Source organism: Gemmatimonadales bacterium, from assembly GCA_019637315.1.
Taxonomy (GTDB): Bacteria; Gemmatimonadota; Gemmatimonadetes; order Gemmatimonadales; family GWC2-71-9; genus SHZU01.
Genome location: JAHBVU010000026.1, coordinates 1 through 22,301 on the forward strand (window position 1 = coordinate 1; position 22,301 = coordinate 22,301).

The 22,301-nt window shown below is 66.4% G+C and carries 18 protein-coding genes; 8 read left to right on the plus strand and 10 right to left on the minus strand.

Annotated elements, in window-relative coordinates; all coding sequences use genetic code 11:
• Both KF785_16320 and KF785_16325 read right to left on the minus strand, forming a co-directional pair.
• On the minus strand, window positions 1-475 hold a 475-nt coding region (locus KF785_16320; protein ID MBX3148331.1), incomplete at its 3' end, for a hypothetical protein.
• Window positions 472-1,836 carry a DUF3943 domain-containing protein gene (locus KF785_16325; protein ID MBX3148332.1) on the minus strand — a complete coding sequence of 455 codons (1,365 nt, stop codon included), beginning with the start codon at window positions 1,834-1,836 and terminating at the stop codon, window positions 472-474. The genes KF785_16320 and KF785_16325, both read right to left, overlap by 4 nt.
• 249 nt (window positions 1,837-2,085) lie before the next feature.
• Here KF785_16325 and KF785_16330 point away from each other — a divergent pair, with 249 nt between their 5' ends.
• Window positions 2,086-2,805, plus strand: coding sequence for a DUF892 family protein (locus KF785_16330; GenBank protein ID MBX3148333.1), 720 nt, complete (start codon window positions 2,086-2,088; stop codon window positions 2,803-2,805).
• Between the two features lie 36 nt (window positions 2,806-2,841).
• Here the strand turns inward: KF785_16330 and KF785_16335 are convergent, their stop codons facing one another.
• Genes KF785_16335 through KF785_16345 form a run of 3 tightly spaced genes read right to left on the minus strand, consistent with a single transcriptional unit; the run spans window position 2,842 to window position 4,755 of the window.
• Entirely contained in the window at window positions 2,842-3,735 is an 894-nt protein-coding gene (locus KF785_16335; protein ID MBX3148334.1) for a dienelactone hydrolase family protein, read from the minus strand.
• A 54-nt stretch (window positions 3,736-3,789) separates the two neighbouring features.
• Window positions 3,790-4,248, minus strand: a complete 459-nt coding sequence (locus tag KF785_16340; GenBank protein MBX3148335.1) for an RES family NAD+ phosphorylase — start codon at window positions 4,246-4,248, stop codon at window positions 3,790-3,792.
• Window positions 4,249-4,755, minus strand: a complete 507-nt coding sequence (locus KF785_16345; GenBank protein MBX3148336.1) for a DUF2384 domain-containing protein — start codon at window positions 4,753-4,755, stop codon at window positions 4,249-4,251.
• 198 nt (window positions 4,756-4,953) lie between these two features.
• Between KF785_16345 and KF785_16350 the strand changes: the two genes are divergently transcribed.
• Window positions 4,954-8,463, plus strand: coding sequence for a pyruvate carboxylase (locus tag KF785_16350; protein ID MBX3148337.1), 3,510 nt, complete (start codon window positions 4,954-4,956; stop codon window positions 8,461-8,463).
• 84 nt (window positions 8,464-8,547) lie between these two features.
• Here KF785_16350 and KF785_16355 read toward each other — a convergent pair whose 3' ends face one another.
• Window positions 8,548-8,763: a hypothetical protein gene (locus KF785_16355; protein MBX3148338.1), complete on the minus strand. Its 216-nt coding sequence runs from the start codon at window positions 8,761-8,763 to the stop codon at window positions 8,548-8,550.
• 97 nt (window positions 8,764-8,860) lie between these two features.
• Between KF785_16355 and KF785_16360 the strand changes: the two genes are divergently transcribed.
• The gene (locus KF785_16360) at window positions 8,861-9,205 is read left to right on the plus strand and encodes a winged helix-turn-helix transcriptional regulator (GenBank protein ID MBX3148339.1); all 345 of its coding nucleotides are present in this window, start codon (window positions 8,861-8,863) and stop codon (window positions 9,203-9,205) included.
• A gap of 3 nt (window positions 9,206-9,208) precedes the next feature.
• Entirely contained in the window at window positions 9,209-10,177 is a 969-nt protein-coding gene (locus KF785_16365) for an SRPBCC domain-containing protein (protein MBX3148340.1), read from the plus strand.
• 21 nt (window positions 10,178-10,198) lie between these two features.
• On the opposite strand, the gene KF785_16370 is transcribed toward KF785_16365, so the two are convergent.
• Window positions 10,199-10,705: a DUF892 family protein gene (locus tag KF785_16370; GenBank protein ID MBX3148341.1), complete on the minus strand. Its 507-nt coding sequence runs from the start codon at window positions 10,703-10,705 to the stop codon at window positions 10,199-10,201.
• A 291-nt stretch (window positions 10,706-10,996) separates the two neighbouring features.
• On the opposite strand from KF785_16370, the gene KF785_16375 reads away from it, so the two are divergent.
• Both KF785_16375 and KF785_16380 read left to right on the plus strand, forming a co-directional pair.
• Window positions 10,997-11,863, plus strand: a complete 867-nt coding sequence (locus KF785_16375; GenBank protein ID MBX3148342.1) for a DUF2071 domain-containing protein — start codon at window positions 10,997-10,999, stop codon at window positions 11,861-11,863.
• A 133-nt stretch (window positions 11,864-11,996) separates the two neighbouring features.
• Window positions 11,997-13,289 (plus strand): esterase-like activity of phytase family protein, encoded by a 1,293-nt coding sequence (locus KF785_16380; protein ID MBX3148343.1) that lies wholly within the window; start codon window positions 11,997-11,999, stop codon window positions 13,287-13,289.
• A 130-nt stretch (window positions 13,290-13,419) separates the two neighbouring features.
• Here KF785_16380 and KF785_16385 read toward each other — a convergent pair whose 3' ends face one another.
• Together KF785_16385 and KF785_16390 are read right to left on the minus strand one after the other, a co-directional pair.
• Complete coding sequence (locus KF785_16385) at window positions 13,420-13,923, minus strand: ferritin-like domain-containing protein (protein ID MBX3148344.1); 504 nt, start codon at window positions 13,921-13,923, stop codon at window positions 13,420-13,422.
• Window positions 13,924-14,147: 224 nt separating this feature from the next.
• On the minus strand, window positions 14,148-16,274 hold the full coding sequence (locus tag KF785_16390; GenBank protein ID MBX3148345.1) for a PQQ-dependent dehydrogenase, methanol/ethanol family: 2,127 nt from the start codon (window positions 16,272-16,274) through the stop codon (window positions 14,148-14,150).
• A 55-nt stretch (window positions 16,275-16,329) separates the two neighbouring features.
• Here KF785_16390 and KF785_16395 point away from each other — a divergent pair, with 55 nt between their 5' ends.
• A complete protein-coding gene (locus tag KF785_16395) occupies window positions 16,330-17,871 on the plus strand; it encodes an AbgT family transporter (GenBank protein ID MBX3148346.1) in 1,542 nt (513 codons plus the stop codon).
• Window positions 17,872-17,874: 3 nt separating this feature from the next.
• Here KF785_16395 and KF785_16400 read toward each other — a convergent pair whose 3' ends face one another.
• Window positions 17,875-18,645 carry a creatininase family protein gene (locus KF785_16400; protein ID MBX3148347.1) on the minus strand — a complete coding sequence of 257 codons (771 nt, stop codon included), beginning with the start codon at window positions 18,643-18,645 and terminating at the stop codon, window positions 17,875-17,877.
• A gap of 174 nt (window positions 18,646-18,819) precedes the next feature.
• Between KF785_16400 and KF785_16405 the strand changes: the two genes are divergently transcribed.
• Window positions 18,820-22,272 carry a PD40 domain-containing protein gene (locus KF785_16405; GenBank protein MBX3148348.1) on the plus strand — a complete coding sequence of 1,151 codons (3,453 nt, stop codon included), beginning with the start codon at window positions 18,820-18,822 and terminating at the stop codon, window positions 22,270-22,272.
• The last annotated feature ends 29 nt before the right edge of the window (window positions 22,273-22,301 follow it).

The following is a 22,301-nucleotide window of genomic DNA, read 5'->3' on the forward strand; positions in this document are numbered from 1 at the left end:
AGCGAAAGACGGGCAGGTCGAGCCCGAGCCCGAAGGCCAGCCCCGAACCGGTGCGGCGCGTCGTGACCGCCGGCCCGTCGGGCGGCGTCACGGTGAAGGTCCCCCGAGCGAGCCCGAGCCCTCCGGTGAGAAAAAATCCGCTGCCGGTCGGGAACCACATCACGGCGCCCATCAGCGACGCATTCCGCGCCTCGAGCGGATCGACGGGCTCGGCCGAACGAGCAGCAGCCCGATCGTCGAAGCCGAAGAGCTCGGCGCCGAGCTGAACCCGCTCGGTCAGACGGGTTCCCAGCCGAACCCACCCGGTGCTGCCATAGACGACCGAAGGGTCGGTGCAGGCGGAGCAGCCGACCCGGGCCACACCCGTGCCCAGCCCGGCCTCGACCCAGAGACCGCGACGCCCCGCCTCCTGGGCACGGACGACGGCGGGCACCGCAGCGAGCGCCGCGGCGGCGATCAGCAGCGCGGTCCTCATGGCTCGACCCCCGATCGCGCGGCGTCGGTCCAGGTCAGGAAGAGCCGCCCCTCGAGGTATGAGCGCCGATCGCTCGGCAGCTCCGGATACCGGCTGGTCCGGCGATCGTCGCTGAGATAGAGGCCGAGTCCGAGCCCGCCGGTGAGTGGAACCATGGCCGCCGCCCCGGTGAACAGCAGATGGTGACTCGACTCGGCGCCGCTCACGGTCCGCAGCGCGCGCCACCGGTTATAGAAGGTGAAGTACCGCCGGCCCCGATGCTCCAGCGTCAGCTCGGCGTTGGCCCCGACACCAGGCCCGAAGTCGTAAGAACGCTCGCCGACGCCCGCATAGGGTCCGTCGATCGCACCGAGCAGCGTGGCGCCCGCCGAGATCTCGGTACGCAGCGACAGGTCGCCGCCCAGCCGCCAGCGCGAAAGCAGCCCGGCCTCCAGCCCTTGTTCGCCGTAGCGGTAGGCGAGGTTGTCGACGTAGTCGAAGCGCTGGTTGAGGGCCCAGAGATGGCGGTGCCCCGCCGCTTGGGTCGCCAGGTCGCCCCCATAGAGGCGGCCCACGCTGCGCAGGAGGTTGAGGCCGCCGCCGCCCGGACTGACCTGGAGCCGCAGGGTAAAGACGTCGTACGGAGCCCGGTAGGCGCGCTCGAACGGATCGCGGTAGCTCAGGTCGATCAGGAAGGTGCTGGAGTAGCGGTTGGGCGACCCGCTCTCGCGAACCCGACGGGCGCCCGCTGCGAAGCGCACCAGATAGTCGGCTGCTTCGTGCCCGGCGGGGTTCGGGCGGTGGCGGTTCCACTCCCCGCGTGCCAGCCGGTTGAGCCCGCCCATCGGATCGAAGAGGGTGGCCGCTAGCTCGCGGGAGAGCCGCGCTCCTCCCGACGCCTCGGTGTCACGGAGGCTGCTGCTCACCTGATGCAGCATCTCGCCCAGCGCAATGCCGCCGAAGCTCGTCATGAAGAAGTCGTTGAGCGACGGCCGGTGGGTCTCGCCGAAATACTCCCAGGTCCACGAGCCGAGAAAGGCGAAGGGAACGGCCTCCCAGAAGCTCAGGCAGTTGGCGCGGGCGGCATTGAAATAAAGGTTGCCGTGGAACGGGTGGGCAAACAGGTTGGTGCCGAAGGCGTTCTCGTCCCACTCCCAACCGAGCCGGAGGTTGCGCGACCAGCTTTCGAAGTCGACCCGGGCCCAGTCGGCCTCGAGGACGAGTGCGTCGAAGCGGTTGACGGCATAGTTGACGGCGAGGGTCTGCGCCGCAGCGATCAGCGGCCGGCCCCGTTCGCAGCCGTCGCGGCCAGCCTGCGCCGACCCGTGGTGCGGAACCAGCGCGAGTGCGGCAAGCACGAGAACCCCGAGCCGAATTCTCATAGCGGCAACTTGCCCCGCCGACCCTGAAGGCAGCGTGAAGGCATCCGGAACAGCGGCTCATGGGCAGCAGCCCCCGTCGACCAGGTGTTGCCACAGGTGTGAACGAATCACCGGCAATCTGTGGAATGCCCTGCAAATCTGTGCAAACAGACAACGGTTCGCGGGTCCTCCTTTATATCACCGCATCGCGTGGTGGCTACCATCGCCCTGTACGCCAAGGGCATCCTTGCACGAACGAAAGGCCAGCCCATGCCAAGCGTATCTTCGCAGAGCGACTACATCGATGATATCCGTCACCTGTGTGGCGCAGAACAGCCATTAGGAGACGTACTGACGCGAATGGCCAGGACCGCGTCCGCGTCGTTCCTGCGCGAGTTGCTGCACCGCCACGGCCGGATGGCCGAGATTCATCTCCGCCGCCTCGAATGGATCTGTCGCGGCCTCAGGGTGCAGTCACCGATCCATGCGTCGGCCAGCATGCGCAATCTGACTGGCCGGGTCGAGGGACTTCTGGCGAGTGACCTGATCCGGCCGGATCTCGATGCGGCGCTCGCGGCGGCTGCGCAAGCCATTTCCCAGCACAAGGTGATGCGTTACGCCACCGCGCGCTTCCAGGCCACCCGACTCGGCCACCTGAGCCACGCCGCGCTGCTGGAACAGTCGCTCAACGAGGAAGTCAGCGTTCGGGACGCGGTGGCGACCGCGCTCGGCCGGCCGTCAAACGGGGAGGCAAAGCCTCTGGTCACCTGGTATGCGGAGCTGCCGGTGGCCCGCCGGAACCCGGCCGACCCGCGGGACCTCGATCCGACGGATCGGCCTGACCGCCGTCCCGAGGACGAGCCGGTCACGCCCGAGACCGAGCCCGATGACGTGACCCATCCCGGTCGACGTGAGGACCCTGAACCGGGTCGGGTACCAGAACCCGATCGGAGTGATCCGGAAACCGCAGCAGTCCTGGTGGGCCGCTAAGCGGCCTGCCTGACCAACCGAGTCGGCACGTGCACCTTAACCCCGCACGTGCCGATTGAAGAACGCCACGGTCCGGTCCCACGCCAGCTTCGCGGCGGCGGGGTCATACCGCGGCGTGGTATCGTTGTTGAAGCCGTGCTGGGTGCCCGGATAGAGATACCGCTGGTAGTCGACTTTCGCCGCCTTGAGCGCCTCCTCGAACGCCGGCCAGCTCGCATTGATTCGAGGGTCCTGCTCCGCCGACTGAATCAGCAGCGGACTGCGAATCTTCGGCACGTCCTCGACGTTGGGCGACGAACCGTAGAACGCCACGCCCGCGGCCAGCTCCGAACCGAGCCGGGTGGCGAGATAGTTCACCATGCCGCCGCCATAGCAGAACCCGACCGCACCAACCCGACCGGTCGACTCCGGGCGGGCCTTCAACACCCCGACGGCAGCCACGAAATCCTCCCGCGTCTTGGCCTGATCGAGCTGCGGAAAGAGCTCGCGGGCTTTGTCTTCATCGCCCGGGTAGCCACCGAGCGGGAAGAGCGCATCCGGAGCAAACGCGAGAAAGCCGTCGACCGCGAGCCGCCGCGTGATGTCTTCGATGTGCGGGTTGAGGCCGCGATTTTCGTGGATCACGAGGATGGCGGGATGCCTGGCTGTCGCACCCGTCGGGGCCACGAGGTACCCCCGCGCCCGGCCGTACCCATTCGGCGAGTCGTACTCGAGATACTCGGCGCTGATCCTGGTATCGGCCGGAGCGATAACCTGCGCCTCGACGAACTTCGGGCTGAGCTGCTCGAGCAGCATGGCCGCCGTAACCCCGCCCACGGCGAACTTGGCGGCCCGGTCGAGAAAGGCGCGGCGGTCGATGGTGCCATGAACGTAGGCGTCGAACAGGATCAGCAACTCCTGATCGAAGTCGTGTGAGGTCTTCCGGGTCATGCGGCGCTCCGGCGAGGGGGTCCTCCAATCTATCACGCGGGCGGTGTTCCGGCCCTAGGCGAGGCGCGGATCGACCCGAAACGGCTGGGCCGGTCCGATGCTCACCTTCCGGTAGTCGCGATGTTCGGGGTTGAGCACGTAGTTGAACTCCAACCCCACGACGGCACTGGGAACCCGCAACACCGCTGACGCAGCCGAATCCAACCACCGGTCGCCGATGGCGGCGAGGCTGACGGGTGCAGGATAGTTGGTCCACTCTGGCGGCAACGATCGAGGGTCGAGCTTCGTGACGAGCTGATCCGGAAAGCGAACTTCGAAGAGCGTGTACGCGGCCAGCAGCCGAGGCGACTCGAGGTGGACGAGGATTTCCAGCGTGGCCAGCGCCACTGAGCTCGAGGTGTAGACCGCGCGCCGGCCGACGCTGGTCCAGCGCCCTCCAGCCCGGCGAGCCCCTTCGCCATCAAGGGCGCTGGCGGCGTACTTACTTTTGACGATCCGCCAGGCGGACGGCACTCAGGAGGGCACTCCGTGCTCGAGCCGGTCGATCAGGCGCTCGACCTCGAGCGCACCCGGACCCGTGCGGCTCATCTCCAGGGGCGATCGGTCGCCCAGGCCCCTGATCGGCTTCCGGAACCAGGCAACGGCCTGCCGGTCATCGCCTTCGAACAGTTCGATGGCTTTGCCGAACAAGCGGGTGAGTCGAAGCACCCGATCCGATTCATCCGGCTGCAGCCGTCCAGCCTCCTTGCGCCGGTGAATCGTCCGTTCCGAGAGCATCAGCGCGTCGGTCAGGGCCGAGCGCTGCACGTCCATCAGGCTGTGCAGCTTCTCGAGGTATCGGTAGGGAATGCCCTGCTCCACCCGATCATGGAGGGACGCCGTATCGGCAGCCTCCATACCGAGTAGGGCCACGTAGGCATTGGGTCCGCGCGAGCCCTCGACCGCCTCGAGGTAGGCCTGCACATCCGGGCGCCGCTTGGGGATCCGCTTTCGGGACGGACCCGGTGCTGATTTTGCCATATGGCTGAAAGCTACCGCCACATGGCAGGCCGTCAATGGCAACCCCGACAGCCAGAGTCTGCGCCCCCGCAGCTACGCCGCCAGAAGCGAAATATCCGCGGCGGTCGTTGCTTGCCCCGACCCCGACGCCACCCTACCTTGCCCGATGCACCACCCGAGGGGCGAGTGGTGCGACTTCGTCATCGGAGGCATCGCGCAGTGACTCAATCGAAGGGACCATCTCGCATCACCAAGCTGATGGCCGCCAATCGAAGCGAGATTGCGGTGCGCGTCTTCCGCGCCGGCACCGAGCTCGGCCTCCGCACCGTTGCGATCTACGCTCACGACGACCGCTTCTGCATCCATCGCTACAAGGCCGACGAGGCGTATGAGGTCGGCATCGGCAAGGGGCCCGTGGCCGCGTACCTCGATATCGAGGGCATCATTGCGATTGCCAAGGCGCGGGGCGTCGACGCGATTCATCCCGGTTACGGCTTCCTCTCGGAAAACCCGGAGTTCGCGCGCGCCTGCATCGAGGCCGGACTGATTTTCGTCGGCCCCCGCCCCGAGCTGCTCGAGATGATGGGCGACAAGACCGCCGCCCGCTCCCTGGCGCAGCGCATCGGGGTGCCGACCCTGCCAGGTACGGAAGAGCCGATCACCGATCGCGCCCAGGCGCTCGCGGTCGCCCAGTCGATCGGGTTTCCGCTGATCATCAAGGCGGCGTTCGGCGGCGGCGGGCGCGGGATGCGGGTGGTCCGCGCCGAGTCGGAACTCGAGAACCTGCTCGACGAGGCGCAGGCCGAGGCGGAACGGGCCTTCGGGAACCAGGCCATCTTCCTCGAAAAGTACATCGAACGCGCCAAGCACCTCGAGGTCCAGATCCTCGGCGATCAGCACGGCAACGTGATTCATCTCCACGAGCGCGACTGCTCGGTGCAGCGCCGCCATCAGAAGGTGATCGAGGTGGCGCCATCGGTCGGATTGCCGCAGGCGGTGGTCGACCAGCTGTGCGAAGCCGCCACCCGGATGGCGCGGGAAATCCGCTACGACAACGCGGGCACGGTCGAGTTCATCTACGATCTCGACCGGCACGAGTGGTTCTTCATCGAGATGAATCCGCGGATCCAGGTCGAGCACACGGTATCGGAAGTGATTACCGGGCTCGATCTCGTCCGCGCCCAGATTCTGATTGCCGAAGGGCATGAGCTGCACTCGGAACGGGTCGGGATGCCCAGGCAGGAGGAGGTGCCGCGGAACGGCTACGCCATTCAGTGCCGCATTACCACCGAGGATCCGGAGAATCAGTTTGTGCCGGATTACGGGCGGATCATGGCGTACCGGTCGCCGGGCGGTTTCGGGGTCCGGCTCGACGGCGGAATGGGCTTTGCCGGCGCGGTCATCACGCCGTACTACGACTCGCTGCTGGTCAAGTGCATCGCGAGCGGGCAGACCTACGACAACGCGCTGCACCGGGCGCGCCGCTGCCTGGCGGAGTTCCGGATTCGCGGCGTCAAGACGAACATCCCGTTCCTCGAGAACGTGATTGCGCACCCCAAGTTCCGGAGCGGTCAGGCCACCACGACCCTGATCGACACCACGCCCAAGCTCGTCAAGTTCAAGCCTCGGCGCGATCGGGCGACCAAGCTGCTCAATTTCCTGGCGGGGGTCATCGTCAACGGCAATCCGCACGCCAAGGGCTATCGGCCGAGCGGTCCTCTGCCCCAGCCGCGGCCGCTGCCGTACAGCCCGAGTGCGGAGCCGCCCGCCGGTACGCGGCAGCGCCTGCTCGCGCTCGGCGCGAAGGGATTTGCGGAGTGGGTCAGGGCGCAGGATCGGCTGCTGATTACCGACACAACCTGGCGCGATGCGCACCAGTCGCTCATGGCCACCCGGGTCCGCGGCTACGACATGCTGGCCACCGCGGCGGCCGTGGCGCGTCGGACGCCGCAGCTATTCTCGCTGGAGATGTGGGGTGGGGCCACCTTCGACACCGCCATGCGGTTTCTGAGCGAGGATCCCTGGGAGCGACTCCGCCAGCTGCGCGCTGCGGTGCCCAACATCTGCTTCCAGATGCTCTTCCGGGGCGCCAATGCGGTCGGCTACACCAATTATCCCGACAATGTCGTGGCCGGCTTCGTTCGCCATGCGGCCGGCCAGGGCATGGACATCTTCCGGGTCTTCGACTCGCTCAACTACCTGCCCAGCCTCCGGGTCGCGATGGAGGCGGTTCAGGACACCCACGCCGTCTGCGAAGCCGCCATCTGCTACACCGGCGACATTCTCGACGAGCGGCGCGACAAGTTCTCGCTCCAATACTATGTCCGGCTGGCCAAGGAGCTGGAGCGGATGGGCGCCCACATGCTCGCCATCAAGGACATGGCGGGGCTCTGCCGTCCCTTCGCGGCCAAGCGGCTGGTCGAGACGCTCCGAAACGAGATCGGACTGCCGATCCATTTCCATACCCACGACACCAGCGGCATCGCCTCCGCCAGCGTGCTCCAGGCTGCCCAAGCGGGCGTGGACGCGGTCGACCTCGCGCTGGCCTCGATGAGCGGCAGCACCTCGCAGCCCAACCTCAATTCCGTAGTAGCCGCGCTCCAGCACACTCCGCGGGACACCGGACTCGATCTCGACACCCTGAACGAGTTCTCCGACTATTGGGAAACGGTGCGTACCTACTATGCGCCGTTCGACTCCGCGCCGAAGAGCGGATCGGCGGAGGTCTACCTGCACGAGATGCCGGGCGGGCAGTATACCAACCTCAAGGAGCAGGCCGCCGCGATGGGTGTTGGCCATCGCTGGCCCGAGATTGCCCGCACCTACGCCGAGGTCAATCAGCTCTTCGGTGACATCGTGAAAGTCACCCCGTCGTCGAAGGTCGTCGGCGACATGGCGCTCTTCCTGTTCAGCAAGAGCATTCGCCCGGTCGACGTCGTCAATCTCGATCCTGGCGTCACGCCGTTCCCCGAGAGCGTCATCGACATGCTGATGGGCGGCCTGGGGTGGCCCGATGGCGGCTGGCCCGAGGACGTTTCGCTCGCCGTGCTTGGTCCGGAGCGCCATGCCGTGGCGCGGGCGCGCTACGCTGCGGCCATGAGCGGCCTGCCGAATGCCGAGACGGCCGCCGAGCTCGACCTCGCGGTGACCCGTGCCGAGCTCAAGGATCGGCTTCGGCGCGAACCGACCGATGACGATGTCTTCTCGTATCTGATGTACCCCAAGGTCTTCCTCGACTTCGCCAAGCATACGACGGCGTACGGCGACGTCAGCGCCCTGCCGACCCCGGCGTTCCTCTACGGCCTCGCACCTGGGGAGGAGATCTCGGTCGACATCGAGGAGGGCAAGACGCTGATCATCCGGCTGCTCTCGGTGGGCGAGCCCGATGAGGAGGGCAAGCGCGCCGTCAGCTACGAACTCAACGGCATCGGGCGCGACGCCTTCGTGCTCGATGCGAAATCGACGCCGAAGACCAAGGCGCGGCCCAAAGTGGACGCCACCGACCCGACCCAGCTCGCCGCGCCGATTCCGGGTCTGATTGCGGAGCTCGTCGTGTCGGTCGGCCACAAGGTGGCCAAGGGCGACAAGCTGCTAATGATGGAGGCGATGAAGATGCAGAGCACCGTCTACGCTCCGTCAGACGGTCTCGTCACGGAGCTCCACATCGACGCCGGCGACCGGGTCGAGGCCGGCGACCTGCTGCTGCGAATCCGGCCTGCCGAGGGCTGAGCGCGAGACTCGATCAACCGGCACCGTGCCGGTGGTGGCCGGAGCTATTCGCCCAGGGAGCGACCAGGTCCCGAAAGTCGTCGATCACAGGCTCCCCGGGTGGTCCTGCAGCGTTGCGACGAGGATCGGCATGGTGGCACGGGTGTAAGTCGGGAAGGACCGACCAGCCAGCCGCCAGGCCGCATCGGTCAGCTTCGCGACTGCGGCAACTCGCTCTTCCAGCGTGCCGCCCATGCGCGGATCGGCCGCCTCAGGGCTCGAAAGAGGGACGACCCGCGCCGACATTCGTGAGCGATCCATGGCCTGAAACAATAACGCCGGGCGCTCACGGCCGCGACGAGATTCGGCCCTCCCCCGGGCTTGCGCGTAGGTCCGTCGTGCCTTAACGTACAACCATATGGTTGTACGTTCTTCGTTCACCGACGCTGAGATCGACCGGGTCTTCCAGGCCCTTTCCGACACCACCCGCCGCGATATCGTCGCCCGGGTGCTGGTTGGGGAGCAGTCGGTGTCCACCCTGGCCGCCCGGTATGCGATGTCGTTCGCGGCGGTTCAGAAACACGTCGCCGTACTCGAAGACGCTGGCCTGGTGAGCAAATACGCCCGAGGCCGGGAACGAATGGTTCGCGGCAACCCCGCGCAGCTCGCCCGCGCGCGCGAGCTGCTGGCCCGTCTCGAGGATCTCTGGAAGGCCCGCTTCAGCCAACTCGACGCCGTTCTCGGCCTGCCCACCAAGGAATGAGCCATGCCCATCACGTCTGTTACTTCTGATCCGAAGGCCCTGACCCTGACCGTCGTGGGCGACTACCCTGTGCCGCTCGACCGTCTCTGGGATGCCTGGGCCGACCCGCGCCAGCTCGAGAAGTTCTGGGGCCCCGAGACGTGGCCAGCCCGCTTCACGCGACACGACATGGCGGTCGGTGGCCGATCGGAGTACTACATGACGGGACCCGACGGCACCCGGTCCGCCGGATGGTGGCGCTATCTCGCGGTCGAGCCCAAGCGGCGGATCGAGATCGAGGATGGATTTTCCGACGCGAACGGTCAGGACAACATGAACATGCCGACCATGCGGATCGTCTTCAACTTCGAAGCAACCGACACGGGCTCACGCTTTACCAGCGTGACACGGTTCCCGAGCCTCGAGGCCATGGAAGAGCTCGTGAAGATGGGCATGCTCGAAGGCATGCGGTCGGCACTGGGCCAGATGGACGGGGTGCTGGCCGATCTGGCTTCCTTCGCAGCGAGCCTGGCAACCGAAGCCGAGATCCTTTCGGACACGACGGTGCGGATTACCCGGATCATCCGTGGCACCGTGGAGCAGGTCTGGCGTGCGCACCAGGAGCCCGAGCTGATGCAGCGCTGGCTCCTGGGGCCCGACGGTTGGACCATGCCGGTCTGCCAAGTGGCCCGCAAAGCCGGCGAGCGCTACCGGTACGAGTGGGAAGCGGCGGACGGATCACAGCGCTTCGGATTCGAAGGCACCCTGGTCGAGTCGGAGCCGCCCTATCGCTCGGTCACGACCGAGGGCATGATCGGGATGGAGGGGCCGACAACCCGCAACGAGATGACGCTGACCTCGATGACCACGGGCACGCTGCTGTCGATCGTGATCACCTATCCCAACGCCGAGACCCGCGACGCGATCCTGGGCACGGGCATGACGAGTGGGATGGAAGCGAGCTACGCCAGGCTCGAGGCTGTGGCGCTCTAGCAGGGCGAGCCTGGCGTCCCGTCAGCTCGGCGCTCCCGCCAGCGTAGCCACATCCTGGCCAGGGCCCAGGGCGATCGCCACCATGCCGAGCGTCTCGGATGCCCTGATCTCCTCGGTCAGCGTGTTCCCGAGCAAGGCCGCTTGCTCGGGACGACCCAGACAGAGCGCGCGGGCGCGGAGCGTGGCGTAACTGACGACTTTGTACTGCGCCATCTGCAACGCCGAGGCCGTCAGGCCGGCGTCGAGGACGTCGCCCGAATAGTCGCACATCAGCAGGCTGCGAACCTGGCTGACGAGGCCGTCCGTTCCGGCGCATCGCTTCGGCGTCATGTTGAGATTGAGGCCCTCACACATCCATTCGAGGCGGCGAGCGTGAAGGCTGGTCTGCCTGCTGTGATTGGTGAGTGCCTGGCGAAGGAACGGGGCCGTGGCACACCGCGCCATCCGTGACAAGGCAACCAGCAACTGCTTCTCGGCGTTCCATAGATCGCGGAGTTCGGTACCGTACAGGTCCCGAAGTGATGCCATCGACATGTATCCCCCTGCCTTCGCTTGTGAATACGGCTCCGTTAGTGTGAACTAAGGGGAGACGCTGGCCTGTCGCCTCTGCGACACAACTCAGCTACCGTGACGCGGTTGTCGAAGCCTTGGCCGAGCGGACACGGCCGCGCGCAGCGGCAGGGATTACTGCCGGCACGGCCGATCAGCTGACGCGCCGCGCGGCCGAGATCCGGGCACCGAACCCAAACCGGCGCGACGCGCCCCGGAGTTCTCCGCCAGCCGCGCAAAGGAGAATCGAATCCTGAACGCAAGGTGTGAATGAAACGAGCCAATGATGCCCCGGGGGAGGGCGGCCAGTCGTTCCAGTCGGTACGACTCAGCCCTCTGTCGATCGCCAGCCGTTCGAAGGTGGCCGCGACACACCCGCTCGAGCAGACGCGACACCGTCCCTGGCCACTTCCGCAGCGGCCCTGGGCGCTGTTCATGCGATGGACCGACCTCGCTTTTCTGCACTGGCCGGTTCCGGCTGATCTCTTGCGGCCACTGATTCCTCCGGCATTGGCCCTCGACACGTACGACGGGATGGCCTGGCTGGGTGTGGTTCCCTTTCGAATGGAGGGTACCCGGGTCCGCTGGGCCCCGTCCATTCCCACCGCGACCACCTTTCCCGAAGCCAACCTGCGCACCTATGTCACGGGCGCGGGGCGCGCCGGGGTCTGGTTCTTCAGCCTCGACGCCGGCAGCCGCCTGGCGACGTGGGCGGCCCGGCTGGCCCTCGCGCTGCCCTACCACTACGCCCGCATGAGGATCGATCCGTCGGCGGACCAGACCCACTACCGCAGCGCGCGGCTCCAACCCGAGCCGACCCCGGCCGTGCTCCGAGCCAGCTACGCAGCAACGGGGTCCGTCTACCGTTCGACTCCAGGTGCACTGGACCATTGGTTGACCGAACGGTACTGTCTGTTCGGTCAGCGTCGCTCGGGCGCGGTCTATTACCTGGATATCCACCATCTGCCGTGGCCGCTCGAGCCCGGCACCGCCCACGTGACCGAAGAGACGCTGACCCGGGCAATCGGCGTGACGGTTCCCCGCACGCCTCCCCTCGTCCACCTCGCAAAACGTCTCGATGTCTGGGCCTGGGCGCCGGTGACCTTGCCACCCGATCACACCGCGCTGCCTTCCTGAAGCGACCGAGGCGACTCCGGGACTACTCCGTGCATCGGCCGTTGCTCCGGCTTCACCGGGCCGTTACCGCGCACGAGTGAATTTGAGCCGCGGTTCATCCGCCTCTCAAATTCAACCCCGAGGACCCCGTACCATGCGACTGCGCCACCAGGCGATCAGCGTGGGCATGGCCTGCTTGGCGCTGGCCTGCTCGAACCAGGACGACCCGACCGCTCCCAACCCGGCCCCGCAGAGCGAAGCGGCCGCCTCTCCCAGCCTGCTGCTGGGGTGGACCAGCGCCGGCAAACGCGATCTGCTGACGAGTTACCAGGGCGTCGACGTCTACAACAGCGGCTACGGATCGGCCGTCGCCATGGCCCCCTTCGGTCCCCGCCATTTTTACCTGCTCACCGACCGAGGCCCCAACATCGACTTCCCGGATGGCAACAAGGGCTTCCCGACCCCGAATTATACGCCGCGGGTGGTCACGGCCCACTATATCCTGGGCAAGCTCTACCTCGACGACACCATCCTGCTGCGCCGCGCGGATGGTACGCCGCTCACCGGCCTTCCGATCGGCCCGGGCGGGTGCGGCAGTACCGGCGAAACCGCTTTCACCCTGGATGGCCAGGCCATTCCGTCCGATCCGCAGGGACTCGACTCCGAAGGCCTGGTCGTGATGCAGGACGGCAGCTTCTGGATTTCCGATGAGTACGGCCCGTTCCTCGCCAAGTTCGATCGGCGCGGTCGCGAGCAGCTGCGCTGGTCGCCGTGCAACGGAGGACTGCCGGCCGTCTACGCCACTCGCCGACCCAATCGCGGCATGGAGGGGCTGACGATCACGCCGAACGGCAAGTGGCTGGTGGGCGTCATGCAGGCGCCGCTCGAGAATCCAACCCCGGCGGGCATCCGGAACATCTCGGCCCTGACCCGGATCCTCTTCAAGAACCTGACGACGGGTGCGACCCAGGAGTTTGCGTACCTGCTCGATGATCCCCGGTCCCAGGGCAACAGCGAGATCCTGGCACTGAGCAACACCCGCTTCCTGGTGCTGGAGCGCGATGGAAACTTCCTGTTCGGAACGCCGCCCGCGACGATCAAGCGCATCTACGAAGTCGATATTTCCGACGCGACCGACATCAGCAAGCTTGGTGCGTTGGGAGCGAGCCCCATCGGCGGCAAGACGCTGGAGCAGGCCACCGTGGCCGAACTGCTGGCGGCCGGAATCAAGCCCGTCACTAAGAGGCTCAAGATCGACCTGGTCAGGGAAGGCTATACCCACGACAAGCCGGAAGGTCTGGCCCTGGCGCCGGGTAATGTCCTGTTCATCTCCAACGATGACGATTTCGGTATCGGGACATCTTCGCCGGGCGTGATGCTGCAGAAAGTGCTCCCGGGAACCGGTAAGGTCGACTACGTCGAGCTGTTCCCGATCAGGCTGCGATAAGCGGGATGCGTTCACCCGGGTGGGGCGGGGGCGGCCGGCGCGTCCCCGCCAGGCCCGGTTCAGTGGAGGGCCTCAACGAGGCCCTCCCGAACCAGGCGCGCCGCATCCATCCGCTCGTGCCGTTCCTCAGTCAATTGTCTTCGGCGTCTTCATCGGCCTCGAAATTGATCGTCCGTGCCAGACCGGTCAGGGTTTCATTGGTGGCCGACTCTTCGTCGAGCGTTGCCTGGAGCAGTTGGGCTTGATCGTCATATCCCAGCTGTTCGGCCCAGCTCCGCGCGGTGCCGTATCCGGCTATCTCGTAATGCTCCACCCGCTGGGCGGCAGCAATGAGTCCCGCATCCAGCACCGTCCCGTCGAAGCCGTTACTCATCATCTCCTTACCTTCGGCGATGAGCCCGTCCATGCCGACACAGCGCTTGCCACGCGGGGAGACCTCGAGGGAGCGGCAGATCTCCTCGAGGCGCTTGACGTGCTGAGCCGTTTCCTCTTCGTGGGTCTTGAAGGCCTGCTGAAGCTCGGCGGAGCTGGCCGCCTTGGCCATTCTGGGTAGCGCCGCGAGGAGCTGCTTTTCGGCGCTCCAGAGATCCCGCAATTCGTCGACATACAGATCGTGAAAGGTTTCGTGCGGCATGAGAGCCCTCCAGGTTTCCAGGTACAGGAATGCGACACGCGATTGCGGCCGTATGGTCACAAGGAGACGACGATCGGATGGCTCCTTGGACAAGGATGAGCTGCGCAGCTAGGTCGGACTAGAGCGAACGTTCACGCGTCGCATAATCAGGCACCACGAGGGGAATCCCGGGAACGGTCACCAAGCCGCTCCCGGAAGCGCTTTCTCACCGACGCCGGCGCAAATCAGCGCCGCACCCGGTACGCCTCGTGCTGGGCGGAGATGAGATAGGCCTGGATCGCGTCGACATCCGCCGGGTCGAGCACATCTGCGAAGCTTGCCATCCCGGCTGTTACCAGCGCACCGCCGAGCACGACGTCTCGAAAGCGCTGGTGAACCGCGGCCGGGAGGCGAGTCAGATCAGGATACGCCGAAATGGCCCCGCCGCCAGCGCCGTGGCAATAGGCGCAGTAGCGGCCGAAGAGCTCGCCCCCTCGCGCTACCGTCCTGGAAGATGCGTCGAGCGGGGGTGGTTCCGGAATCTCCAGTTCCACTCGCGCGGGCGGCCGCGGGGTCTCGCTTCCGCCGAGCTTGAAGGAGAGAATGCGCGGATAGTTCTCAAATCGGTAACCCGCGTTTCCCGGGGCAAACCGCGCGCCGAGCCCGCCGCCAAAGCCCGCCATGACCGCAACGTACTGCACGCCGCCTAACGAGTAGGTCATCGGCGCCGCCATGATCGCCGTACCGACGTCGATCTCCTTGAGCACCGCTCCGTCATCGGCACGCCTGACGACGAGCCGACCGTCCACTTGGCCTTGCACGACGAGGTCGCCGCCGGTGGAGAGAACCCCTCCGTTGAACTGCCCGGTTAGCGGAACCTTCCAGCGCGCCGTTCCGGTGCGCGGATCCCAGGCCTGAAGGTACTCCCGCGATTCGAGCAGCTCGGGATTCCCGCCGGTGAGCCGGTCCGACACACCGTGCGGCGCGCCGACCTTGATGCCCTGATAGATGTGATGCGACCTGAAGGTGAACGACGAGTCCGACCCGAAAATCATGCCGCCTTCGATGGTCGGGATATAAACGAGCTCGGTCTTCGGGCTGAACGACATCGGCATCCAGCTGTGGCCGCCGAGACTCGACGGGAAGACGAGCTTGGGCTCATCCTTGTACCAGCCTTCGCCCGTGAGCACGGGACGTCCGGTTACGGTATCGACATGACTGGCCCAGTTGACGCGCACATACTTCTCGGCCGAGAGCAGCTTGCCGGTTGCCCGGTCGAGGACATAGAAGAACCCGTTCTTGGGCGCGGTCATCAGCACTTTGCGCACCGAGCCCTTCCACTCCAAGTCGGCGAGAACGAGGTTGCTGGAAACGGTGTAGTCCCAGATCTCGCCAGGTGTCGTCTGATAGTACCACGCCATCCTGCCGGTCCCCGGCCGAATGGCAATGATCGACGCCAGGAAGAGATTGTCGCCGCCACCTGGGCTGCGGAACCAGATCGGATAGGGTGACGAGTTCCCGGTACCGATGTAGAGGAGATCGAGTGCGGGGTCATACGTCATTCCGCCCCACACCGTGCCGCCAAGGCCCGCCTCCCAGGCCGAGTTGGGATCCCACGTTTGGGCCGCGAGTTCGAGCTCGGGATGTTCAACCGGATGTTCGGGGCTCGCCGGTACGGTAAAGAATCGCCACGCGAGTGCACCCGACTCGACATCGTACGCAGAGACGTAGCCGCGCACGCCAAAATCCGCGCCGGAGTTGCCGACCACGACGACGGAGCCCGCAATGTGCGGCGCACCGGTGATGGTGTAATCAGCGGTGCGGTCGACGAAGGTATCAACCCGCCACAGCTCCCGACCCGTTCCCGCATCGAGGGCGATGAGATAGCCATCGAGGGTGGCGAGGTACACCTTGCCCTGCCAGACCTGCACGCCTCGACTCGAGACGCCGCAACAACTGCGACGGGGATAGGACCCGTCGACTTTGGGGTCGAAACGCCAGCGCTGCTGCCCCGTGGCGGCATCGAGCGCGTAGACGACGCTCCACGGCCCGGAGACATACATCACGCCATCGACAACGACCGCCGTCGCCTGCATGCCGTGCTGGACGCGGCCGCGGGTGGACTTGGCGACGTACTCCCAGGCAAACCCCAGCTGATCGACGTTGCCGGTGTTGATCAGATCGAGGGGCGAGTAGTACTGCGCATACGGCGACCGGCCGGCCGACAGCCACTGATCGGGTTCACGATCGGCGTTGGCAAACCGGGTCGAGTCGATCCAACCAGCGCCTTTAGTCGACGGGAGAGACACAACGCCGTCAGTCGTGCCGCACCCGATCGCCGCGGCGAAGGCAAACGCGAGAAGTCGTTTCATGAGGGAGGAATCTACCCCACCTTGTCAAGTTGGCTTTTGACCTCATATTGGGCGGATGACCGCTCCCGCCCAGCCGGCGACGCGCCTCGATCGCGCCCTCGCCACCATCGAACGGATTGGCAACAAGCTTCCCGATCCGGCGCTCCTGTTCGTGATCCTGCTGATCGTCGTCTGGATCACCTCGGCCCTGCTGTCGTCGATGTCGTTCTCGGAAATCGACCCCCGCAACGGCAAGCCGATCAGCATCATCAATCAGCTGACCGGACCGGCCCTGGCCTCGTTCCTCTCGAACATGGTCACGACCTTCACGTCTTTCCATCCGCTGGGCGTGGTCCTGGTGGCCCTGCTTGGCGTCGGAGTGGCCGAGTACTCGGGCTTCATCAATGCCGGACTCAAGTCGATTCTGAGCGTGACGACGCCCCGCCTGCTGACGCCGCTCGTCATCTTCGTCGCGACGCTGAGCCACACCGCAGCAGACGCAGGGTACGTGCTGGTAATCCCCTTGGGCGCCGTGATGTTCGCAGCGGCCGGGCGACATCCGGTCGCAGGCATTGCCGCTGCCTTTGCGGGTGTCTCGGGCGGGTTCAGCGCCAACATTCTGCCGTCGGCCATCGACCCGCTGCTGCAGGGCCTGACCCAGTCGGCGGCGCAAATGATCGACCCTGCCCGACAGGTCAACCCGCTCAACAACTGGTACTTCCTGATCGTCTCGACCGTCCTGATCGTGCTGGCGGGGTGGTTCGTCACCGACAAGGTCGTGGAGCCCAGGCTCCGGAAGGTCACAGTCGACGGCGACGGCGATGCGATGCCCAAGCTCGAGCCGCTGACCGATACCGAGCGGCGCGGCCTCCGGGCCAGCACCACGGCCATGGTCGCCGGGCTGATCCTGCTCACCTGGCTGACCTGGCCGGCGGACTCCCCGCTCCGCTCGCCGACCGGCGCTGTGACCGCAGCCGACGCCCCGCTGATGCGGTCGATCGTGCCGCTGATCTTTCTGCTCTTCCTGATTCCCGGGGTGGTCCACGGATACGTCGCCGGCACCATCAAGAACCATCGCGACGTGATCAAGGCAATGAGTCAGGCCATGAGCACGATGGGGTACTACATCGTGCTGGCGTTCTTTGCCTCGCTCTTCATTGCGGCCTTCGGGCAGTCCAACCTGGGCGCGCTCTTTGCCATCAAGGGCGCCAACACCCTGCAGGCCCTGGCCATGCCGGCGCAGGCGACCATCATCGGGATCATCCTGCTGACCACCTCGGTCAACTTGCTGATCGGTTCGGCGTCGGCCAAATGGGCCCTGCTGGCCCCGATCTTCGTGCCGATGCTGATGCAGCTCGGGATCTCACCTGATCTGACACAGGCCGCCTACCGCGTCGGCGACTCGTCGACCAACATCATCACGCCGATGATGCCCTACTTCCCGCTCGTAGTGGTGTACGTGCAGCGGTACGTGAAGGGAGCCGGTATCGGCACGCTGGTGTCGACCATGCTCCCCTATACCATCACGTTCATCTCGATCTGGACGATTCTGCTGCTGACCTTCTGGGGTTTCGACATCCCGCTCGGTCTGCAGGCAACCTACCACTTGACGCCCTGACGCTTACCCCGCGCCCAGCCGGGCGCGGGTCTCGGTCGCAAAGTGTTCGGCGAGACGTTCGATGACGGTCTCGCCGAGCGCAGCGGTGGCGCCGTGCGGATCACCCAGGATGCCATTCGGCGTGAGCGCCTTGAGGCCGCGACGGAAGAGCTCGTCGGTATCGATCCGCCCCATCAGGCCCCTCTCGTACCGCTCGACTTCGACCAGCTTCGCATGGCGGTTGAGCAGCACCGAGGTTTCCGTCACGTCGGCATGAATGGCGTCAGCATCCTGCCGCAGCCCGTGCTCGGCGGCGGCATCGTTCATGACCCGCATCACGTCGAGCAGGCCCTGGCGCCCGCCGAATGAGATGATCCGCACGCCCTTGGGGCCGAACTCCGCCTGGAGCTGCTCTGCCGCCCGTTCGAGGGGCGCGAAGTTGCCGCCATGGGCCGACAGCAGCACGAAGGCGTCGAACCCGTGCGGAGCGAGCGAACGTACGATGGCCACGACGGTATCGATGAACACCGGCTCGGGAATCGAGAGGCTGCCGGGAAACGCCAGGTGATGATCCGAACAGCCCGGGCGAACCACCGGAGCCATGATCGCGTTGCCCAGCTTGTGGGCCAGACGCTCACCGACGGCTTGCCCGATGGCCGCGTCGGTCATGGTCGGCAGGTGCGGCCCATGCTGCTCGGTCGAGCCGGTCATCACCAGCGCGGTGCGAACTCCGCTCTTGACCGCAGCCTCGACGTCGGTCCAGGTCAGCTCTTCCAGCAACACCGATTTCAGCACGTTCGTTCTCCTCGGGTGGTCGGCTCAGGTGGTTCGGCCGCCGGGCAGCAGCGCGGCGCCGGAGCATACTATCCGGTCCCGCGCCCCGAGTCCACGTACCCCCGGTCCCGGCCACTCCTTATCTTCCCTTCGAAGCAGGTCAGCGTCCTTTCGTCCCTCAGACTCAGATAGCCCATGCCTTTGTCTTCCCTCCGCGCCCTCGCGCTGCCGGTCGCCGCCTTCGCGAGTCTGGCCGGGTCGGCCGCCGCTCAGAGTCCGGCGCAGAACGACAGCGCTGCCAAAGCCGCCACCGCGGCCAAGGGGTTGCCGTTGATACCGACCCGGACCCTGTCATTTACGACGACGGAAGGATCCTGGCTGTCGATCGATATCGACCCCACCGGGCGGACCCTGATTTTCGACCTGCTCGGTGATCTCTACACCATGCCAATCACCGGCGGCACGGCCACCCGGATCACCAGCGGCCTTCCCTACGACATGCAGGCGCGCTACTCGCCCGACGGCAAGTCGATCGTCTTCGTGAGCGACCGGGACGGCGCCGAGAATATCTGGATTGCCGATGCCGACGGCGCGAACCCGCGCGCCCTGACCACGACCGAGCGGGAGAACTACGTCTCGCCGGCCTGGACGCCCGACGGCCAGTACATCGTCGCGACCAAAGGCAGCCAGCTCTGGATCTGGCACAAGGACGGCGGCTCCGGCGTGCAGATGACCGGCCAGGCACGACCCGGCGGCCCGGCTCCCTCACCCCAGAACTTCTACCTCGGGGCCGCCTTCGGGGCCGACTCGACCTCGCTCTGGGTCAACGTGCGCGGGGTGCCGACCCCATCGCTCGCCGCGGGCACGCGCCACGCCCACGGCGAACACGACGGGCGCAGCACCGCCCGCGAAATCGGCCCGATTCAGATTGCCGAACTCGAGCGGGGCACTGGACAGCTGCGGATCCGGACCCACGAGCACGAAGGCGCCTTTCGCCCGGTCCCGAGCCCCGACGGCAAGTGGCTCGTCTATGCGACGCGCTTCGACAGCCGCGCAGCGCTCAAGCTGCTCGATCTGACCACCGGCGAGGACCGCTGGCTGGTGATGGATGTGCAGCGCGATGATCACCAGGGCGGCGGCAGCCGCGATCGGGATCTCTATCCCGGCTCGGCCTTCACCCCGGACTCGCGCGCCCTCATCACCAGCTACGGCGGCGAGATTCGTCGAATCGAGATTCCCTCGGGCCGAGTCAGCACGATTCCGTTCAGCGCGGCGGTCGATCAGCCGCTTGGTCCGTTGGTCAAGTTCGATTACCCGATCAACGACTCGGTCCTGACGGTCACCCAGATCCGCGGCGCCCGGCCGTCGCCCGATGGCAAGCGGCTCGCCTTTACCGCCCTGGGCCGGCTCTGGATTGCCGACCTGCCGGCAAGCGCGGGTGGACCCGGCAACCAGAACCGCACCCCGGCCGTGATTCGGAACGCCCGCCGCCTGACCGATGCCGACGTTGTCGAGCATGGCCCGGTCTGGTCACCGGACGGCCGCTACCTGGCCTATGTGACCTGGGACGACTCGCTTGGCGGGCAGATTCAGCGGGTCCGCACCGACATCCGCGCGGCGCCCGAGGCTTTGACCCGCGTGCCCGCATTCTACGACAAGCTGGCGTACACCAGGGACGGGACGCGCCTGCTTGCCATCCGCGGCTCCAAGCAGCATCGGATGCGCACCCTCGAGGACTTCGGCAATCACAGCCCGGCGGCCGAGATCGAGTACGTCTGGCTGCCCGCCACTGGGGGCACCCCGACCCGGATCCGCTGGGCAGGCGGCGGGGTTACTCCGACCCGCGGAGTGCCGCACATCGGGCCCGACACCTCGCGAGTCTACCTCTGGACCGGCAGCGACGGGCTGGTCTCGATGCGGCTCGATGGCAGCGACCTGCGCACCCTGCTCAAGGTGACCGGGCCCTCGAGTCCGACCTTCCAGGGCACCATGACGCCGGCGGTCCCCGAGGAGGTGGTGCTCTCGCCTGACGGCCGCCGGGCGCTCGTCACGGTGCGCACCAACGTCTACATGATCACGGTGCCGCCGGTCGGCGGCGAGGTGCCGCCAACGGTGTCGGTGGTGCTGCCCTCGACGGTGCCGCTCTGGCGGCTGACCCGGGTCGGCGGCGACTTTGCCGGCTGGAGCAGCGACGGCAGCCAGGCACACTACTCGATCGGTCGGAGCTTCTTCCGGTATGACCTGGCCCTCGGCGATTCGCTGGTCCGCGACTCCGTCAGCCGGGCCCGACCCCGACCGGGACAGGCGCGCCCCGACTCGGCTCGGGCCGATTCATCCCAGCGGAGCGGGCAGGTCAGCTTTGCGTACGAAGCGGGCCGAGTCGACGTCGAGATCGTGGTGCCGAAAGACCGGCCGCGAGGTACGGTGGTGCTCCGCGGCGCGCGCATCATCACCATGAAGGGCAATGAGGTCATCTCCTCGGGCGACCTCGTCGTCACGAACAACCGGATCAGTGCGGTAGGACCGACCGGCAGCATCACGGTTCCTGCAGGCGCCCGGGTCATCGACGTTGCCGGTAAGACGATCCTGCCCGGCTATGTCGACATCCATGCGCACAACTGGATGGCCTGGGGCGTTCACCGGACCCAGATTGCGCAGTTCCTGCCGCAACTGGCGTACGGCATCACGACCCAGCGCGACCCGCAGACCATGGAAACCGACATCCTGACCTACTCGGACCGGATGGAAACGGGCGAGCTGCTCGGCCCGCGCCTCTTCTCGACCGGCCCAGGCGTCTTTTCGTGGGACAACATCAAGAGCCTCGCCGATGCGCGCGACGTGCTGCGCCGCTACGCCGACCACTACGGTACCGGAACGATCAAGCAGTACATGGCCGGCGACCGGAAGGTGCGCCAGTGGGTCATCATGGCCGCCCGCGAGCTCGGCCTCACGCCGACGACCGAGGGCGGGGTCAACTTCACCATGAACCTAACGCTGATGCAGGACGGCTATCCCGGCCTGGAGCACAACCTGCCGATCAGCCCGTTCTACCGCGACGTCGTCGAACTGCACCGCACCAGCGGCCTCTTCTACACCCCGACGCTGATCGTCAGCTACGGTGGCCCGATCGGTCGGAACTACTATCTGACCCGAACTAACATCGATACGGTATCACGGCTCCGTCGCTTCACGCCCCACGACGAGCTCGACAAGTGGAAGAGCACCAGCTTCCAGCGCGACGATCAGCAGGTCTTCCGGCTCCATGCGCAGCAGCTCGCCAAGATGCAGGCAGCCGGCGGCAAGCTCGGCCTCGGCTCGCACGGCGAAATCCAGGGCCTCGGTGCGCACTGGGAGCTCTGGATGATGGCCAGCGGCGGCATCAGCAATCATGAGGCGCTGCGGATTGCCACCATCACCAGCGCGGACGGGGTCGGGCTCGCGAAGGACCTGGGCTCCCTCGAGGTCGGCAAGCTGGCCGACCTCCAGGTGCTCGACCTGAACCCGCTCGAGCAGCTCGAGCACACCACGTCGGTCCGGTATGTCATGAAGAACGGCCGGCTCTATGAGGCTGAGACGCTGAACGAAATCTGGCCGAGGACCCGACCGCTTCCGACCCAATGGTGGTGGCGCCTCGAACCGCCGGCGTGAGTCCCCGCCCCCGGCGGCGGATCAGACCT

Coding starts and splice junctions, on each gene's coding strand:
- KF785_16405 (MBX3148348.1), top strand. CDS start 18,820: ATGCCTTTGTCTTCCCTCCGCGCCCTCGCGCTGCCGGTCGCCGCCTTC.
- KF785_16375 (MBX3148342.1), top strand. CDS start 10,997: ATGAAACGAGCCAATGATGCCCCGGGGGAGGGCGGCCAGTCGTTCCAG.
- KF785_16370 (MBX3148341.1), bottom strand. CDS start 10,705: ATGGCATCACTTCGGGACCTGTACGGTACCGAACTCCGCGATCTATGG.
- KF785_16345 (MBX3148336.1), bottom strand. CDS start 4,755: ATGGCAAAATCAGCACCGGGTCCGTCCCGAAAGCGGATCCCCAAGCGG.
- KF785_16395 (MBX3148346.1), top strand. CDS start 16,330: ATGACCGCTCCCGCCCAGCCGGCGACGCGCCTCGATCGCGCCCTCGCC.
- KF785_16385 (MBX3148344.1), bottom strand. CDS start 13,923: ATGCCGCACGAAACCTTTCACGATCTGTATGTCGACGAATTGCGGGAT.
- KF785_16335 (MBX3148334.1), bottom strand. CDS start 3,735: ATGACCCGGAAGACCTCACACGACTTCGATCAGGAGTTGCTGATCCTG.
- KF785_16355 (MBX3148338.1), bottom strand. CDS start 8,763: ATGGATCGCTCACGAATGTCGGCGCGGGTCGTCCCTCTTTCGAGCCCT.
- KF785_16390 (MBX3148345.1), bottom strand. CDS start 16,274: ATGAAACGACTTCTCGCGTTTGCCTTCGCCGCGGCGATCGGGTGCGGC.
- KF785_16365 (MBX3148340.1), top strand. CDS start 9,209: ATGCCCATCACGTCTGTTACTTCTGATCCGAAGGCCCTGACCCTGACC.
- KF785_16380 (MBX3148343.1), top strand. CDS start 11,997: ATGCGACTGCGCCACCAGGCGATCAGCGTGGGCATGGCCTGCTTGGCG.
- KF785_16325 (MBX3148332.1), bottom strand. CDS start 1,836: ATGAGAATTCGGCTCGGGGTTCTCGTGCTTGCCGCACTCGCGCTGGTT.
- KF785_16330 (MBX3148333.1), top strand. CDS start 2,086: ATGCCAAGCGTATCTTCGCAGAGCGACTACATCGATGATATCCGTCAC.
- KF785_16360 (MBX3148339.1), top strand. CDS start 8,861: ATGGTTGTACGTTCTTCGTTCACCGACGCTGAGATCGACCGGGTCTTC.